This is a genomic window from Aeromonas sobria, assembly GCF_006243315.1.
In the GTDB taxonomy this organism is placed as follows: domain Bacteria; phylum Pseudomonadota; class Gammaproteobacteria; order Enterobacterales; family Aeromonadaceae; genus Aeromonas; species Aeromonas sobria_A.
Genome location: NZ_NKWE01000023.1, coordinates 68,979 through 85,052, shown reverse-complemented (window position 1 = coordinate 85,052; position 16,074 = coordinate 68,979). Strand labels below are relative to the sequence as shown.

At 59.0% G+C, this 16,074-nt stretch carries 15 protein-coding genes and 1 pseudogene; 11 read left to right on the top strand and 5 right to left on the bottom strand.

What is annotated here, in order from left to right:
- The first annotated feature begins 18 nt into the window (after positions 1-18).
- The 3 genes from cydD to rcsF all read left to right on the top strand — a co-directional run bounded on the left by cydD (position 19) and on the right by rcsF (position 4,051).
- Positions 19-1,788, top strand: coding sequence for a heme ABC transporter permease/ATP-binding protein CydD (gene cydD / locus CF137_RS07530; RefSeq protein WP_139718564.1), 1,770 nt, complete (start codon positions 19-21; stop codon positions 1,786-1,788).
- Positions 1,781-3,511 carry a heme ABC transporter ATP-binding protein/permease CydC gene (gene cydC, locus CF137_RS07525; RefSeq protein WP_139718563.1) on the top strand — a complete coding sequence of 577 codons (1,731 nt, stop codon included), beginning with the start codon at positions 1,781-1,783 and terminating at the stop codon, positions 3,509-3,511. Before cydD ends, cydC begins: the two co-directional genes overlap by 8 nt.
- A 174-nt stretch (positions 3,512-3,685) precedes the next feature.
- Positions 3,686-4,051, top strand: coding sequence for an Rcs stress response system protein RcsF (gene rcsF / locus CF137_RS07520; protein ID WP_101317028.1), 366 nt, complete (start codon positions 3,686-3,688; stop codon positions 4,049-4,051).
- Between the two features lie 104 nt (positions 4,052-4,155).
- Here the strand turns inward: rcsF and CF137_RS07515 are convergent, their stop codons facing one another.
- Positions 4,156-5,157, bottom strand: coding sequence for an NAD-dependent epimerase/dehydratase family protein (locus CF137_RS07515; protein ID WP_139718562.1), 1,002 nt, complete (start codon positions 5,155-5,157; stop codon positions 4,156-4,158).
- A gap of 212 nt (positions 5,158-5,369) precedes the next feature.
- On the opposite strand from CF137_RS07515, the gene tsaA reads away from it, so the two are divergent.
- The 4 genes from tsaA to CF137_RS07495 all read left to right on the top strand — a co-directional run bounded on the left by tsaA (position 5,370) and on the right by CF137_RS07495 (position 9,222).
- On the top strand, positions 5,370-6,074 hold the full coding sequence (gene tsaA / locus CF137_RS07510; RefSeq protein ID WP_139718561.1) for a tRNA (N6-threonylcarbamoyladenosine(37)-N6)-methyltransferase TrmO: 705 nt from the start codon (positions 5,370-5,372) through the stop codon (positions 6,072-6,074).
- 315 nt (positions 6,075-6,389) lie between these two features.
- Positions 6,390-6,938 (top strand): cytochrome b, encoded by a 549-nt coding sequence (locus tag CF137_RS07505; RefSeq protein ID WP_139718560.1) that lies wholly within the window; start codon positions 6,390-6,392, stop codon positions 6,936-6,938.
- A 224-nt stretch (positions 6,939-7,162) separates the two neighbouring features.
- Entirely contained in the window at positions 7,163-7,837 is a 675-nt protein-coding gene (locus CF137_RS07500) for a response regulator transcription factor (RefSeq protein WP_042020784.1), read from the top strand.
- The gene (locus CF137_RS07495; RefSeq protein ID WP_162515885.1) at positions 7,837-9,222 is read left to right on the top strand and encodes an ATP-binding protein; all 1,386 of its coding nucleotides are present in this window, start codon (positions 7,837-7,839) and stop codon (positions 9,220-9,222) included. Before CF137_RS07500 ends, CF137_RS07495 begins: the two co-directional genes overlap by 1 nt.
- 416 nt (positions 9,223-9,638) lie before the next feature.
- On the opposite strand, the gene CF137_RS07490 is transcribed toward CF137_RS07495, so the two are convergent.
- Positions 9,639-10,034 (bottom strand): DUF2541 family protein, encoded by a 396-nt coding sequence (locus tag CF137_RS07490; protein ID WP_240038525.1) that lies wholly within the window; start codon positions 10,032-10,034, stop codon positions 9,639-9,641.
- 423 nt (positions 10,035-10,457) lie between these two features.
- A pseudogene (locus tag CF137_RS07485) lies at positions 10,458-10,580 on the bottom strand (IS630 family transposase); the annotation flags it as partial.
- 167 nt (positions 10,581-10,747) lie between these two features.
- On the opposite strand from CF137_RS07485, the gene CF137_RS07480 reads away from it, so the two are divergent.
- From CF137_RS07480 to CF137_RS07470, 3 genes are all read left to right on the top strand, one after another.
- Complete coding sequence (locus tag CF137_RS07480) at positions 10,748-11,029, top strand: putative quinol monooxygenase (protein ID WP_101317248.1); 282 nt, start codon at positions 10,748-10,750, stop codon at positions 11,027-11,029.
- A gap of 144 nt (positions 11,030-11,173) precedes the next feature.
- A complete protein-coding gene (locus CF137_RS07475; RefSeq protein ID WP_139718559.1) occupies positions 11,174-11,635 on the top strand; it encodes an N-acetyltransferase in 462 nt (153 codons plus the stop codon).
- Entirely contained in the window at positions 11,632-11,889 is a 258-nt protein-coding gene (locus tag CF137_RS07470; protein WP_068977037.1) for a DUF3297 family protein, read from the top strand. The genes CF137_RS07475 and CF137_RS07470 overlap by 4 nt, the downstream gene beginning before the upstream one ends.
- A gap of 125 nt (positions 11,890-12,014) precedes the next feature.
- On the opposite strand, the gene CF137_RS07465 is transcribed toward CF137_RS07470, so the two are convergent.
- Positions 12,015-13,292 carry an NAD(P)/FAD-dependent oxidoreductase gene (locus CF137_RS07465; protein WP_139718558.1) on the bottom strand — a complete coding sequence of 426 codons (1,278 nt, stop codon included), beginning with the start codon at positions 13,290-13,292 and terminating at the stop codon, positions 12,015-12,017.
- A gap of 45 nt (positions 13,293-13,337) precedes the next feature.
- Positions 13,338-13,937 (bottom strand): HTH-type transcriptional regulator PuuR, encoded by a 600-nt coding sequence (puuR, locus tag CF137_RS07460; protein WP_101347569.1) that lies wholly within the window; start codon positions 13,935-13,937, stop codon positions 13,338-13,340.
- Positions 13,938-14,348: 411 nt separating this feature from the next.
- On the opposite strand from puuR, the gene CF137_RS07455 reads away from it, so the two are divergent.
- On the top strand, positions 14,349-15,824 hold the full coding sequence (locus tag CF137_RS07455) for an NAD-dependent succinate-semialdehyde dehydrogenase (protein WP_139718557.1): 1,476 nt from the start codon (positions 14,349-14,351) through the stop codon (positions 15,822-15,824).
- Positions 15,825-16,074: the final 250 nt, after the last annotated feature.

Below are 16,074 nucleotides of genomic sequence, written 5' to 3'. Positions count from 1 at the left end.
GACGCGAGGATGGTGGTAATGGATAAAAAAACGCAAAAACGTCTCTATGGCTGGTTGCGCAAGCAATCGAGTCACGGTCGCCGCTGGATCAGTCTCTCCATCGCTTTTGGCTTGGGTCAAGGCATGCTGATGGTGGCACAAGCCTGGTTGCTGGCAACCCTGCTACACCGCTTTATCATCGAGGGCTCAACTCCCGAACAATCCCTCACGCTCTTTATCAGCTTGCTGCTGGTGACCCTCGGCAAGGCGGTACTGGCCTATGGCCGCGAAGTGGCCAGTTTCAAGGCGGGTAGCGCAGTGCGCCAGACCATCCGCCAGCTGGTGCTCACTCGCTTGAGCCGACTGGGCCCTGCCTATATCCAGCGCCGCCCGGCCGGTAGCTGGGCCAGCCTGTTGCTGGAACAGATTGAAAATATGCAGGATTTCTTCTCCCGCTATCTGCCGCAGATGGCCATTGCCGTCTTTATCCCGATCGTGATCCTGGTGGCGATATTCCCGGTCAACTGGGCGGCTGGGTTGATCTTGCTTGGTACCGCGCCCCTTATCCCATTTTTCATGATCCTGGTCGGTGTGGGTGCCGCCGATGCCAACCGCCGCAACTTCCAGGCGCTGGCCCGCCTCTCTGGCCACTTTCTTGATCGCCTGAAGGGGCTGCGCACCCTGCAGCTCTTTATGCGCACTCAGGCAGAAGGGGACGCGATCCGCGACGCTTCGGAAGATTTTCGCGAGCGCACCATGGAAGTGCTGCGCCTTGCATTTCTCAGTACCGCGGTGCTGGAATTTTTTGCCGCCCTCTCGGTGGCACTGGTCGCCGTCTACTTCGGTTTCTCTTATATCGATCACCTCAATTTTGGCCACTATGGCGGCAAGGTCACCCTCTTTACCGGCCTGTTCGTGCTGTTTCTTGCCCCCGAGTTCTACGCCCCGCTGCGGGAGCTGGGCGCCCACTACCACGCCAAGGCACAGGCCATCGGCGCCGCCGAGCAGTTGCTGGAGTTCCTCGAAGCCGAGGTGAGCGAACCGGCCGCAGGCAACACTCCGTTCCAGGCCGATAGCCCGGTCAAGGTAGAAGCCAAAGGTCTTGAAGTGCTGAGCGCCGAGGGCAAGGTGCTGGTCGGCCCCATCGACTTCACTTTGGCAGCCGGTTCGCGCACTGCACTGATCGGTATTAGCGGTGCGGGCAAAAGCTCGCTGGTCAATGCCCTGCTCGGCTTTGCCCCCTATCGCGGCGAGCTCAAGGTGAACGGCCAGGAGCTCGCCACCCTCGACATGACCCAGTGGCGATTGCAACTGGGCTGGCTCTCGCAAAACCCGCAGCTGTTCCACGCCTCCTTGCGTGACAACCTGCTGCTGGCCAAGCCAACGGCCAGTGACAGCGAGCTGGAAGATGCCCTGAAACGGGCGCAGGCGTGGGAATTTGCCATGGAAAAAGGGCTCGACTATCCGGTTGGCGATCAGGCGGGTGGCCTCTCGGTCGGTCAGGCCCAGCGTCTCGCGCTGGCGCGAACCCTGCTCAAATCGACCCAGCTGATGGTGCTGGACGAACCGACCGCCAGTCTTGATCGCCACTCCGAGCGCGCCATCATGACTACGCTGGAACAGGTCATCGCCAACCAGACCCTGCTGATGATCACCCACCGCCTCGATCAGCTCACCAAAATGGATCAAATTCTGGTGCTGGAACGCGGCCAACTGGTGGAGCAAGGCAGCTTCCAACAATTAAGTCAGGCAGAGGGGCCCTTTGCCCACCTGCTGTCCCAACGTACCGGGGGTTCTCTCGATGACTGATCTCTTGCCATTTCTGCGCCTCTATCGCCAACACTGGCTCAGCCTCACCATTGGCCTGCTGCTGGCACTGGTGACCCTGGCCGCTGGCATGGGGCTGCTCTCTCTTTCCGGCTGGTTCCTCTCCGCCGCTGCCGTGGCGGGGATGACAGTTGCGAGCACCCATGCCTTTAACTACATGACCCCGGCTGGCGGCGTGCGTTTCTTCTCCATCATCCGCACCGCCGGTCGTTGGGGCGAGCGGGTGGTGAGCCACGATGCCACCTTCCGGGTGCTGACCCGACTGCGGGTCTGGTTCTGGCAAAAACTCTCGCCGCTCTCCACCGGCACCCTGGCCGGTTTTCGCCAGGCCGATCTGCTCAACCGGCTGGTGGCCGACATCGATGCGATGGATCATGTCTATCTGCGGCTGATCACCCCCATAGGCGCGGCCCTGCTTAGCTGTGCTGGCTTGGTCTTCTTCCTGTCGTTTTTTGATAGCCGCCTCGCCCTCACCCTCGGTGCCATTTTGCTGTTTGGGATGATCGCCCTACCGCTGGTGTTCTACTTCCTCGGTCGACGCCCCGGTCAGGCGCTGATTGCCGAAAAATCGACCCTGCGCACCCGGTTGGTGGACTATCTGGACGGTCAGGCAGAACTGCAGATGTTTGCCGCCGCCCCCAAGGCGCTGGTTGAACTGCAACAGGCCGAACAGGCGCTGCTCGCCGCACAGGCACGGATGGCCAAGGTGAGCGGGCTGGCCAACTTCTCGGTGCAGCTGCTGAGCGGCTGGACCCTGACCCTGATGCTCTGGCTGGCTGGTCATGGGGTGGCAGGTGCTGCGCCCGACCCCATTACCGCACTGATGGTGTTTGCCACCCTGGCAAGCTTCGAGGCGCTGATGCCGCTGGCGGGCGCCTTCCAGCACCTATCCACCAGCCTCACCTCGGCCCGTCGTTTGAATGAAATTTTGCAAGAGGCCAAGGCCCCCGATTGGGGCGACGAGCAGACCCACGCCACCGGTGGCGCCCTGCAGATCAGTGACCTCTACTTCGGCTATCCCGGCAACCCCCAGCCGGTGCTGCGTGGCTGCACCCTGCAACTGCAAGCGGGCCAAAAGCTGGCGCTGCTGGGTCAGACCGGTTGTGGCAAATCGACTCTGATGGGGCTGCTGACCCGGGAGTGGAGCCCGCAGGCGGGCAAGATCCTGCTCGATGGCAAACCGCTCACCGACTACAGCGAAGGGGCACTGCGCGCCTCCATCTCGGTAGTGAGCCAGCGGGTGCACCTGTTTGCCGATACCCTGCGCGGCAACCTCAAGCTGGCGGCACCGACCGCCACTGACGAGCAGCTGATTGCGGTGCTGACTCAGGTCGGGCTGGCCAATTTGCTGGAAGATGAGGCAGGCCTCAACGCCTGGCTGGGCGACGGCGGCAGGCCGCTCTCCGGTGGCGAGCGTCGCCGCATCGGTCTTGCCCGTGCCCTGCTGCACGATGCACCGCTCTGGCTGCTCGACGAACCGACCGAAGGGCTCGACAGCAAGACCGAGCGGGAGATCATGGACCTGCTGTTCAAGCTGGGGGCGGATCGCACCCTGCTGCTGATCTCCCACCGCTTGCTGGGGATGGAGCAGATGGACCGGATTGCCCTGATGGAAGAGGGACAGATCCGCCTCTGCGCCCCTCACAAAGAGCTGCTGGCGGATGATTACTACCGTAGCCTCTATCAGCGGCTGGCTCCGGTTTGATATCAGCCTGATATCAAACTGATGGGGGTCACACCCTGACACCCGGGCGCAAAACGGGGCTGGTCGCCACAGGCGGCTGGCCCCTATAATGTCCCCCTCATTATTCAACAAGATGCCGACATGGATCGCCTGCGCCTTTCTACTGTCTTCATCGCCGACACAAGATACGAGATGATGAAACGCCTGATCCTGATGATGCCCCTGATTGCCTCCGGTTGTGCCAACTACGCCTTTAACAGCAATCTGGATAAAGAGAACTTCAGCGACTACTTCAAACCCGGTAGCGTGCGCATTTACGAACAAGATGAGCTGGCTGACCTCAACTACCTCTACCTCGGCACCATCGAGGGTGAATCCTGCCAGGCCGATGCCAAGCAACCGGTGCCCAACGCCGGTGATGCCCGCACTCTGGCTCGCCGCCGTGCAGCCGACATGGGCGGCAACGGCGTGACCATCGACAAGTGCGCCGAATTCAGCGACACCCCGGGTTGCCTGAAACAGGTGATCTGCTACGGACAGGCGCTGAAAGTGGCCGAATAGAAGTAACAGGCCCACGGCTTTTCATAACAAAACGGGCACGCCATCGCGTGCCCGTTTTGTTATTGCGCTCTTTGTTACTGCACTCTTTGTTACTGCGATCTCCGTCACGGTAAGCCGCTGGCAACCAGTAGCTGCTGGCGCAACTGCGCCTCTTGCGCCATGGTCAGGCCACTGACCACCAACCCGGCGGCAGGCTCGATGGCCAACCAGTTGGCCAGATCGACAGCCGTCTCCTCCAACGGCCGGAAGTTCAACCCGTGGACGATGGCCGCCTCGGCACTGACAGCGCCGTAACCGGCAAACTCCGCCTGCTCGCAAGGCAGCAAGGTGGGATAGCTCTGCCAGGGCTCGATACCGGCCGCAATCAGGGTCGGCCAAGGCAGCCACTCGGGCTGGATCGGTCTGGCGGGCGGCAAGCGGGCGCTCAGCCGCTCCAGCCAGTCGCTCAGGGTAATGCCGGGTTTGAGCAGGTTGAAGATGCCCCCCAGCTGCTGCTCGGCGGCGCGCAGCACAAATTCGGCGCAGTCGCGCACATCGAGATACTGCAAGCGATCCTCGCCACTGCCCGGCAGCAACCAGGGGCCGCCCTGCTGCACCCGCCTCACCCACCACGCCATGCGACCGGTGGGATCATGGGGGCCGCACAACACGCCCGGGCGCAAGATGCAGAGCCGCTCGCCCCAGCGAGCACGATACTCCTCCTCGCACAATACCTTGAGGGGGCCATAGTCGCTGGGCATCTCCCCTGCGGGGATAGGGTGCAGCGGCGCCGACTCATCCATTCCCGGCAGTGAAAAATCGCGATAGACGCTGATGGTGGAGATAAAGATCAGCCGCTCACAGCGCCCGAGCAAGGCTGCCGAGAGGCTGGCCGCCTGTTCGGGGCGATAGCAGCAGGTGTCGATGGCCAGATCCCAGCGCAACCCCGCGCCTTGCAGCGCCCCCAGATCCTTGTCTCGATCACCGGTGAGTTGCACCAGATCAGGCCAATCAGGGTGCTGCCGCTGACCACGATTGAACAGCGTCACTTGATGACCCCAATTCAGCGCCAGCGCAGTGAGGTGGCGACCCAAAAAGCCGGTGCCACCGATAATCAGCAGTTTCATCCCTTCTCCCTCCCCTTCGGCGCCCGTGGGCCCATTTCATCCTGATACGCCCGTTGCCTCCACCCTACGCAACTTGACGGTACGGCACAGCCCCCGACTGGCCGGGATGGGACAAGGATCACGGCAGCGCAGCAGAAATGGGGGAGTGAGGCAGAGCCTGCGTTTTGGGGCCGCCTGTGCTAAATTGCCGAGGTTTTCAGTCAGGATCCGCCATGAAGTTCGAAATCGACACCCTCGGGATCATCCGCTCTCCCTACAAGGAGAAGTTCGCCATCCCCCGCCAGCCCGGTCTGGTCAAATCGGCCCGCGCCCGCCTCGAGCTGCTCCCCCCTTACGATCAGCCGGATGTGCTGCGCAGCATCGAGCAGTTCTCCCATCTGTGGCTCAGCTTCGTCTTTCACCAGACCATGGCGCAGGGCTGGCACCCGACGGTGCGCCCGCCGCGCCTTGGCGGCAACGAACGGGTCGGCGTCTTTGCCACTCGCTCCACCTTCCGCCCCAATCCCCTCGGCCTCTCGGTAGTCGAGTTGCACGGGGTTGGCCGCGAGCGGGGCAAGCTGTGGTTGGAGCTGGGGGCGGTGGACCTGCTCGATGGCACCCCCATCGTCGATATCAAACCCTATATCCCCTATGCCGACAGCCTGCCGGATGCCCGTGGCGGCTTTGCCCCCGATGCCCCCACTCCGCCGCTGGCGGTGAGTTTCAGTGCCGAGGCCGAGCAGCAGCTGCAACCCTGGCTCAAGGCCCATCCCGAGCTGCGCCTTTTGGTGAGCGAAGTGCTGGCGCAAGATCCGCGCCCCGCCTACAAGAAGGGCAAGCCGGATGACAAGGAGTACGGGGTGCGGCTGTTTGACTGCAACGTCCGTTTTCGCATCAACGAACCGGATTGCGTGGTGCTGGCCATCGAGCCCGCCTGATCCTTGGCGGATGCGAAAGGTCATCCGCCATCGCTGATGCTATTTCACGCCGCCGATTTCACGCCTTCTTCACGTAACAAAGGGCTTAATGAGCCTGTAAATTGTGTGGCATTGATCAGACTATCCACCCGGTTGCCAGTGATACCATGCAGACAGGAGAGGGCAGCTCCCCTCTGACTGCTGCCAGTGGCAAGCTGCCGGTTGATGGCTAGCGTGGCAGCCCGGCTGTTGCCGCCAAGGGATCTGGCCTCGCCCCGACACGTTTGGGTGCGGGGACGCCACACGGATGTGACAACACTTCGAAGGAACAAACCTATGCTGATGAACAGTGAAAAACGCTACGGCACCCTGAGTATCGGGCTGCACTGGCTGACCCTGGTGGCGATGATCGCCGTCTACGCCCTGATCGAATTTCGCGACATCTTCCCCAAAGGGGACCCGGGCCGCGACCTGATGAAACAGTGGCACTTTATGCTGGGGCTGCTGATCTTCGCCCTGGTGCTTGTCAGGCTGGTAGTGCGCAGGATGAGCCCGACACCCCGTATCGTGCCCGAGCTCTCGCCGATGATGCACAAGCTGGCCACCCTCGCCCACCTCGCTCTCTATGGCTTTATCATTCTCACTCCGCTATTTGGCTGGCTGCTGCTGAGCGCCGCCGGCAAGCCCATTCCCTTCTTTGGGCTTGAGCTGCCTGCCCTGCTCGCCCCCAACCCGGATCTCAAGGGGCTGATCAAGGAGGTGCACGAAACCCTCGGCGATGTCGGCTATGCCCTGATCGGCCTGCACACGGTGGCAGCCCTCTATCACCACCATATTCTCAAAGACAACACCCTCACCAATATGCTGCCGCCGCGCCGCAGCTAACGAAAAACAGGAAAATGCAGAGGGGGCCATCGTGGCCCCCTCTGTATTTGGGTTTCTCCATTGGGTCGAACCAGATGCCAAGGCTGACTCTGGCAGGTCTTGAGAAGTCGCTGAAGCCCCGCTGATTCAGTCCCGATACAGGCGCGGCGCGATAGGATTCGAATTGACTCTCAGCGACATACACTTTCTAATTGGCAGCCCGGACCCCTATGACCGTTCACATCATGAAAATTTTATTGGTCGAAGACGACAAGCTGCTCAATCACCACCTCTCCTCCCTGCTGACCGAAGCCGATAATCAGGTCTACAGCACCGACCAGGCAGGAATTGCACTGCACTACGCCGCTGACTACCCCATTGATGTAGCGATCATTGATCTCGGCCTGCCCGACATGGATGGCCTGCAACTGATCCGTCAACTGCGCGAACGGCAGATCTCCTTCCCCATCATTGTGCTGACCGCCCGTGGCAACTGGCAGGACAAGGTCGAGGGGCTGGAAGCAGGTGCCGATGATTATCTGGTCAAACCGTTCCAGAAAGATGAGCTGCTGGCCCGTCTCAATGCGCTGGTGCGCCGCAGTGCCGGCTTTATTTCACCCAAGGTGAAGGCCGGTGATTACGAGCTGGACCTCTCCCGCAAGGAGCTGACCATCGCCGGTGAAGTATCTGTGCTCACCAGCTTTGAATACCTCATTCTGGAGTACCTGATGCGCAACGCCCGTCAGGTGGTCTCCAAGCAGCAACTGCTCGACCAGCTCTACGGTGATGGCGAAGGGGACCCCAACACCATTGAGGTGATGGTAAGCCGCCTGCGCAAGAAGCTGGATCCGGAAGGGACAATTCAACCCATCTCCACCATCCGGCGTCAGGGCTACATCTTCAACCTCTCGTGTAACTGATGCTGTCTCATCTGCCGCGCCCCATCAAGATGATCCGTCGCTCCCTGCACATCAAACTGCTGCTCAGCTCGCTGCTGGTCATCGCGTTGAGCATGGGGTTTGCGGTGTATGCCCTCTATATTGGTCACATCGAGGAACAGACCCAAAAAGCCAGCGCCCGGATGCAGGAGAACCTGGCCAAGCTGTTCTCCTCCACCGAACCGGACGACAAGGGGCCCACCGTCGAACTGGGGCGAATGTCCCGCAATGCCGGCGATCGCAACCTCGATACCCTGATCTGCCGGGCGGATGGAGACCTTGTCTGGTCCAGCCTCCATATGCCGGAAGTGATCAAGGCCAAACAGACCATCTGCGTTGATTTGATGCGCTACCTTGGGGGGATGGATCTCGACTACTTCTTCAAGAAGCACACCATCAAGAACGGCGAGAGCTACTTCGTCTACAGCCTGCGCTTTATCCGCAATCCCGGCAGCGGCACCACCGCCTACTACGTGGTGATGATCGACTCGGCCAAGCGCTATCACGCCGAATCCCGCGCCTACCTCTACCAGATTGCCCGTCAGGCCCTGCTCGCCTACCTGCTGCTGGCCGGGCTGCTGCTGATCACCACCTTCTGGAGTCTCGGCTCCCTGCGCACCATTGCCCGCCAGATCGACGATATCCGGGCTGGCAAACGGGATGCCCTCTCCAATGAATTTGAACGGGAACTGGCCCCCTTGACCGACTCGGTCAACCAGCTGCTGGAGAACGAACGCCAGCAGACCCAGCGCTACCAGCACGCCCTCAACGATCTCGCCCACAGCCTGAAAACCCGGCTAGCGCTGATCCAGATGACCACCCAGGAGATCAAGCTGGGGCGGGAGATCCACGACAACATCAATGAACAGATCCTCACCATGGATCAGATGATCCAGTACCAGCTCAGACGCGCCGTCACCGGCCGCCAACGCCTTGCCAGCAAGGGCTCCGAACCGGTACCACTGATTGAAAAGCTGCTGGCCAGCCTGACCAAGGTCTATCGCCACAAGAAGCTGCAAACCCACTTCAAGTTCGACGACGACGCCCTGTTTCACGGCGAACAGGGCGACCTGATGGAGCTGATGGGCAACCTGCTCGACAATGCCTGCAAGTTCGCCATCAGCGAGATCCGGGTGACTGTGTCTCGCCACCTTGAACGACTGCGTATCGAAGTGGAAGATGATGGCCCCGGCATAGACCCAGCCAAATCGGTGCAGATCTTCCAGCGCGGCGTCCGTGCCGACAGCTCCCCCGGACAGGGCATAGGGCTGGCAGTAGTGACCGAGATCGTCCACAGCTACGGCGGCCAGATCCGGGTTGATGAATCCCCCCTCGGCGGCGCCCGCTTTACCCTGGATCTGCCCTGATCGGCATGGCCCTACGCAGCCAAGCCAGTGATTGCCCTACCAAGGCCCCCGACATCGGGGGCCTTGTCTTTTCTGCACGGCGATCGATTTAATTTATTGATACGGAATTGATTATCGCCTTTCTACCATCTCATTACAGGTTACAAGCGGTTTGATGGTTGTACGGTAAACAGCCTCTCACGGGAGGTCACGTTAATGATGAATACAATATTATGAAGATCGTTGGAATGTCTGTTCTACCGACTTTATTACAATATATCTAATTAACACTAAGACATGAGATAGGAGTTAAAGTGGCTGCATGGATATTTTATAAAGGGGAGGTCTGAACTAGATTTAATTTACATCAATATTAACGATATTTAAATTAAGATGCCCCTGACTTAGAAGGGACATCTTAATTTTAATTTATATTTTTAATTTCGGCCAAATACTTTGATACCACCGGTACTACGTTCAGAGCTACCATACACCTTAATGGAGTCTACGCAACGCTCGGAACCCAAGGAACGCCATTCTGTTTCCTTATTCTCGCGAATCTCTCTATTAAAGTTAATGGTGCGCTTACCGCCATTATTGAAAGTAACGACCATACGCTTTATGTTAACATCACGTTCAGCCTTAATCTTTATTGCATCGGTCATCCGACATGCTGGTATGGGGATTGTGGCTACGCGGCCACCATCCAATAGTACGGTACGACCAAGTGTAAATTGCCCCCCAGCATGAACAGTGGTTGCAGCCAGCAGCAATACACTACCAAGCAGGGCTCGGTTAGACATAGAACGACTTAATATTAATTTCATAAACATGATTTCTCCAATAAAACTTAGAGCACCATAATAATAACAACCATAACTGGAGCTGAACGAGCTTTAAATGCAAAATTAAAACCCACTTATATTCACACCTTTATGTGTTGCCGGTAACATTAACAACACCACGACAATATATATTGTATTTTCACGAGCTGATTAAATAGATTCCTATTAAATTAATCAACGCTCCTGGTTTAAACCATATGTTGGCAGCTGACCGGTATGAATTGGTCACCCTTTATTTACTCACAACATAAGCCTTTTATTATACCGAGGCATATTACTCATACATTACGCTGTTGAATAAATCTCATTGTTTCACGGCTGACCATCTGAGCCAGCCAAGCGTGTCAGCTATCGCTAAGGAAGGTGAAGACAAGTCCCTGATGTGAGATCATTGAGCCCCACTTGGAATTAGCGTCCTTCATGTAACAGCAAGATTACCATCAGGCGACGAGCATGCCCCTTATCAGGTGTGGCATGGATGATTTTGTGAATGCGGCGCCGTTGTGGTCGTACCTGGAGTGGTAAGATAGGCATCAACTCAGTCCTTTGGGTGTGGCTTGTTTTGTTTGGTGACTAATCAGATCGCACAAACTGGACTGAGTTCCCTTTTTCCGGTGATCTACTATTCTGGACAGCTATTTAGTAAAACATAAAGACGCTCAATAAAGCTAAGTTAGCCCATGCAAAAGATAGGATAAATAATGAAAAAAGTGATATTGAGTGGTTTTATTATCGTACCACTCTCTGATTTGGCAGTCGTTCATGATGAACTTGATAATCATATTTTTCTCACACATTCTGAAGCAGGCTGCCTGATCTTTGAGGTGACTCAAGACCAACTCAATCCATGCCGCTTCAATGTCTATGAAGAGTTTGCTGATCAGGCTGCTTTTCAAGCGCACCAAGCCAGAGTCAAATCCTCCCGTTGGGGGGAAATAACCGTCAATGTCGAGCGTCACTATACAGTGACGGAGATGGCATAAATAACAACCTTGCCGGACTGACCAAAGCGGTAAACCGGCGCAATCCCTGCACCCTCGATCATCTCTACCGCGAATGCCCGATTACGCTGCGCTAATCGAGCCTACGTCATTGCGTTACTTCCACTCTTTGTAATTGAGGCCACTATGATCCGCCCATTATCTACCACCGATTTGGATGCCGCCGTCGAGCTCTGGTATCAGGCATCGCTGCAAGCCCACGACTTTATTCCCGCCACTTTTTGGCGCGAGCAACGGGCGGCGATGCGCGATATTTACCTGCCCGCCAGCGAGAGCTGGATCTATGAGGAGGATGGCCAACTGCTGGGCTTTATCTCCTGGTATCAGGGTACTGTGGCGGCGCTGTTTATCTCCCCTGACCAGCAGTCACACGGGCTGGGTCGCCAATTGCTCAATCACCTCAAGACACAATATGACCGGCTCGATTTGACGGTCTACGCCGAGAATGAGCAGGCGCGCCGCTTCTATTGCCGCAACGGTTTTAAAGAGGGTGAGCAGCAATTGTGCGAGCATAGCGGCCGCCTTGAATGCCATGACGGCATTCTCTACAATGACGCACTTTTTATTCATTTCAGGTCATATCGATGAGCGATACCAACACCAAACCAGCACTGCCGGATCACCTTGCAGGCAACCCGCGTAGCCCACACCATGTTGCTGAATGCTTCGAACACCACATTGGTATTCGCCTCAACGGCAAAGAGCGCACCGATGTCGAAGAGTACTGCATCAGCGAAGGCTGGGTGAAGATCCCCTCCCCCAAGGCGCTGGATCGCCGTGGTCAGCCAATCCTGATCACCCTCAAAGGCACCGTTGAAGCCTACTATATCGAAGAGGTTTAACCGCCACTGTCTGTTGCGCCGGGCTTATCAAGCCTGCGGCGTCAGTCAGCGCAGTTAACGACCAAGGCCACCTCGCGGTGGCCTTGTTGTTTCTGGCGTCGGCCTAGATTTTTTGCTGGCGGTGCTTATACCCCCAAGCGGTCGCGCAGGCTGTACCAGGCAGCGCCCGCGGCGGTGAAGGGGATACGGAACAGGCGGCCACCCGGGAAGGGGTAGTGAGGCAGTTTGGCAAAGGCATCGAAACGCTCCGCCTGACCGCTCAGCACTTCGGAGAGCAGCTTGCCCGCCAGATGGGTGTAGGTGACACCGTGGCCGCTGTCGCCCTGCATGTAGTAGATGTTGGGGCCGATGCGGCCAAACTGCGGCAGCCGCGACAGGGTGAGCAGGAAGTTGCCGGTCCAGGTGTATTCCACTTTGACCCCCGCCAGTTGCGGGAAGGTTTTGAGCATCTTGGGGATGATCAGCCGTTCGATATCCGCCGGATCCCGCGCACCATAGACCACGCCGCCGCCATAGAGCAGCCGGTGATCGCCGGAGGTGCGGTAGTAGTCGAGCAGGTAGTTGCAATCCTCCAGGCAGTAGTTTTGCGGCAGCAGTGAACGGGCTCGCTCCTCCCCCAGCACTTCGGTGGCGATCACCTGGGTGCCGCAGGGCATGCTCTTGCCCGCAAGCTCCGGCACCAGATTGCCGAGGTAGGCGTTGCCCGCCACCACCACAAAGCGCGCTTTCACCGCCCCCTTGGCGGTTTTGACCAGTGCGGGCTGGCCCGGAGTGATACTGGTGACGGCGGATTGTTCGAAGATCTGCCCCCCCAACATGCGGATCGCTTCGGCTTCTCCCAACGCCAGATTGAGGGGGTGGATATGGCCGCCGCTCTTGTCGAGCAGGGCACCGACGTAGCGATCGCTCGCCACCACCTCGCGCACTCCCTTGGCATCGAGCAGTTCCAGTTGATCGTTGCCCCACTTCTGCCAGCGCGCCTGCTGGGCCTTGAGCTCGTGCAGCTGCTTCTCGGTCTCGGCGGCAAAGACGCCCCCCTGCTGCAGATCGCACTGGATGTGGTAGCGCTCGATCCGCTCGCGGATGATCTGGGCCCCCTCAAACAGCATGGAGCCGAGCAGCCTGGCCTGATCCGGCGGGCAGTTCGCTTCTATGGTGTCGATGTCGCGGCTGTAGGAGTTGACGATCTGGCCACCATTGCGACCGCTGGCGCCAAAGCCGACTCGCACCGCCTCCAGCACTACCACCTTGTAACCCTTCTCCACCAGATGCAGGGCACTGGAGAGGCCGGTATAGCCCGCGCCGATGACGCAGACATCGCACTCCAGCTGCTCGGTCAGTGTCGGGTAGGGCGCGTGTTTATTGGCGCTAGCTGCGTAGTAACTGTTTACATGTTCGGTCATGATCCCTGTTTCCTTACCGGTTCTATTGCCAAACTACTGCCTAGATTAAAAGCTGGCCGGGGTGTGGGCGCTGACGATGCGACAGGTCTGCCCCGACGGATTGCTGAAGCTGTGGGGCTCGCCGGTGTCGATCACATAGCTGTCGCCCGCCGCCAGCGGATAACTCTGGCCCGCCACTGTCAGGATCACAGATCCCTCCAGCACGGTGCCCACCTCCTCCCCCTGATGCTTTACTTGACCGCCAGTGTCAGTGCCGGGGGGATAGGTCTCCAGCATGAAACCGAGCTGGCGACGGTTGTTGCCGTTGTGCACCAGCTTGAGGGATACCCCCTGACTGCCCAGCTCGATCAGCTGATCAGCCTTGATCACCACCTCCGGGGTGCGGCTCTCCTCCTCGGCGAAGAAGCGTGACAGCGGCAAGCCGTAGACGGTGAGCAGCTTTTGCAGCGAGGCGACCGAGGGGCTCACCTTGTCCTGCTCGATCATGCAGATGGCGCCGTGGGTCAGGCCACTCAACTCGGCCGTCCGCCGCTGGGATAGTCCGAGCTGATGACGTACCGCCGCCAATCGTTCGCCCATGCTCTGCCGACTTGCGTCGTGCTCTGTATTGCCATGAGCGCCATGCAGGCTCTGTGGCCCGCTCATGGCAGACCGCCTTTCATGCTTTGTTTGCGTCCCTGCAACATCAGCACCTCTCTGTTGTCCCTGGTAAACGAGGCGGGTGGTTAAACGCCCCTGGCGGTTAAATCCGGGTGGTTAACATAGCGGACCAGCCTTCCCTAGCCGTTTGCTATGTTACACAGCCTGACCGTTCATTATTTTGCACACCCATTTCCCCCACTCTCGATCACACATCCCATCTTGACGGGGTAAACTGCGCTACACAGCCCATTTTCTAGCATGACGCCCCCCAAGAATTCAAATATATTTAACACTTGAAAAACATTTAAGCTCAATTTATGGTCTTCCTGTGCTTATTATTTTATACGGCAGCGGCGCAGGAAGGGTCGGCTCACGCCGGCTACCAGCTGCTCTGACCCACACTCGAGGCTTGCTATGTCAGTAACATTGTCAGGAACAACCACCGACTCCAGCTTGATCACATCCCGCGCCTATATAGATGGTCACTGGTGCGCTGCCGCCAGCGGCCGCACCTTCGAGGTCACCAATCCCGCCAGTGGTGCCGTCATTACCCAGGTGCCCGACATGGATGCCGAAGATACCCGCCGCGCCATCGCCGCTGCTCACGCCGCGCAACCCGGCTGGGCGGCGCTGACCGCCAAGGAGCGCAGCAACAAGCTCTACGCCTGGTTTGCCGCCATCACCGCCCACAGCGACGAGCTGGCCCGCATCATGACCTGTGAGCAAGGCAAGCCGCTGGCAGAAGCCAAAGGGGAAGTGGCCTACGGCGCCAGCTTTATCCAGTGGTTCGCCGAGGAGGGCAAGCGCGCCTATGGCCGCACCATTCCGGGCTTTAGCGGCGATCGCCGCTTGGCCACCATCAAGCAGCCGGTCGGGGTAGTCGCCGCTATCACTCCGTGGAACTTCCCGATTGCCATGATCACCCGCAAGGCGGGCCCGGCGCTGGCCGCCGGTTGCACCATCGTCATCAAGCCTGCTGCCGAGACCCCGCTCTGCGCGCTGGCACTGGCCGCCCTGGCCGAGCAGGCAGGCATCCCCGCCGGTGTCATCAATATCGTCACCAGCCATCAGGCGAGCGCGGTGGGCAACGAGCTCTGCAGCAATCCGGTGGTGCGCAAGCTCTCCTTCACCGGCTCCACCCGCATCGGTAAGCTGCTGATGCGCCAGTGCGCCGACACCATGAAGAAGCTGTCGCTGGAGCTGGGTGGCAACGCCCCCTTTATTGTCTTTGACGACGCCGACCTCGATGCCGCGGTGGCCGGGGCGCTCGCCTCCAAATACCGCAACGCCGGGCAGACCTGCGTCTGCGCCAATCGCATTCTGGTGCAGGCCAGCGTCTACGATGCCTTCGTCGAGAAGCTGACCGCCGCCGTCGCCGCCTTCAAGGTGGGGGATGGCATGAGCGAGGGCACCCAGATCGGCCCGCTGATCAACCCCGCCGCCGCCAGCAAGGTGGCCGAGCTGGTGCAGCAATCGGTCGCCGCCGGTGCCGAGCTGCTGCTGGGTGGCGAAGCCCATCCCGCTGGCCCGCTGTTCTACCGCCCCACTATTTTGGGCAAGGTGGATAAAACCAACCCCATCCTGCAGGAGGAGATCTTCGGCCCGGTGGCGCCACTGGTGCGCTTCGACACCGAAGCCGAGGCCATCGCCATTGCCAACGACACCCCCTACGGGCTCGCTGCTTACTTCTATGGCCGCGACATCGCCCGAGTCTGGCGGGTGGCCGAGCAGCTCGAATACGGCATGGTCGGCATCAACGAGGGGATCATCTCCACCGAGCTGGCCCCCTTTGGCGGGATCAAGGAGTCGGGTCTGGGCCGCGAAGGGGCCGCCGAGGGGCTGGAGGAGTATCTCGAGACCAAATACCTCTGTTTTGGTGGCATTCGCTAAAGCAGCAGAGGGCCAAGGCATCCTATTCACCGATGCCTTGGCCATTCAATCCATCGTTTTGATAGATAGATGCAGAGGCTCATCGGAGGCGGCAAGGGGCTAAATGTGGCCCACTGTGCCCCGCAAGAGGGCTGCTGCAGAGCAAACCACACGCAGCCGATCTGGGCCAATGGGCTGGTCGGCGGCGATGGGCGCCAAGTCGCCCGCCACACATTCAGTCAGGGAATATCGGGGGCTGCGGCCCCTCAGG

Bases quoted from the DNA above. Each gene is read 5' to 3' on its own strand.
- CF137_RS07455 (WP_139718557.1), top strand. From the start codon at position 14,349: ATGTCAGTAACATTGTCAGGAACAACCACCGACTCCAGCTTGATCACA.
- CF137_RS07505 (WP_139718560.1), top strand. From the start codon at position 6,390: ATGCTGATGAACAGTGAAAAACGCTACGGCACCCTGAGTATCGGGCTG.
- rcsF (WP_101317028.1), top strand. From the start codon at position 3,686: ATGAAACGCCTGATCCTGATGATGCCCCTGATTGCCTCCGGTTGTGCC.
- puuR (WP_101347569.1), bottom strand. From the start codon at position 13,937: ATGAGCGGGCCACAGAGCCTGCATGGCGCTCATGGCAATACAGAGCAC.
- CF137_RS07475 (WP_139718559.1), top strand. From the start codon at position 11,174: ATGATCCGCCCATTATCTACCACCGATTTGGATGCCGCCGTCGAGCTC.
- CF137_RS07495 (WP_162515885.1), top strand. From the start codon at position 7,837: ATGCTGTCTCATCTGCCGCGCCCCATCAAGATGATCCGTCGCTCCCTG.
- CF137_RS07500 (WP_042020784.1), top strand. From the start codon at position 7,163: ATGAAAATTTTATTGGTCGAAGACGACAAGCTGCTCAATCACCACCTC.
- CF137_RS07480 (WP_101317248.1), top strand. From the start codon at position 10,748: ATGAAAAAAGTGATATTGAGTGGTTTTATTATCGTACCACTCTCTGAT.
- CF137_RS07515 (WP_139718562.1), bottom strand. From the start codon at position 5,157: ATGAAACTGCTGATTATCGGTGGCACCGGCTTTTTGGGTCGCCACCTC.
- cydC (WP_139718563.1), top strand. From the start codon at position 1,781: ATGACTGATCTCTTGCCATTTCTGCGCCTCTATCGCCAACACTGGCTC.
- tsaA (WP_139718561.1), top strand. From the start codon at position 5,370: ATGAAGTTCGAAATCGACACCCTCGGGATCATCCGCTCTCCCTACAAG.
- CF137_RS07490 (WP_240038525.1), bottom strand. From the start codon at position 10,034: ATGTTTATGAAATTAATATTAAGTCGTTCTATGTCTAACCGAGCCCTG.
- cydD (WP_139718564.1), top strand. From the start codon at position 19: ATGGATAAAAAAACGCAAAAACGTCTCTATGGCTGGTTGCGCAAGCAA.
- CF137_RS07465 (WP_139718558.1), bottom strand. From the start codon at position 13,292: ATGACCGAACATGTAAACAGTTACTACGCAGCTAGCGCCAATAAACAC.
- CF137_RS07470 (WP_068977037.1), top strand. From the start codon at position 11,632: ATGAGCGATACCAACACCAAACCAGCACTGCCGGATCACCTTGCAGGC.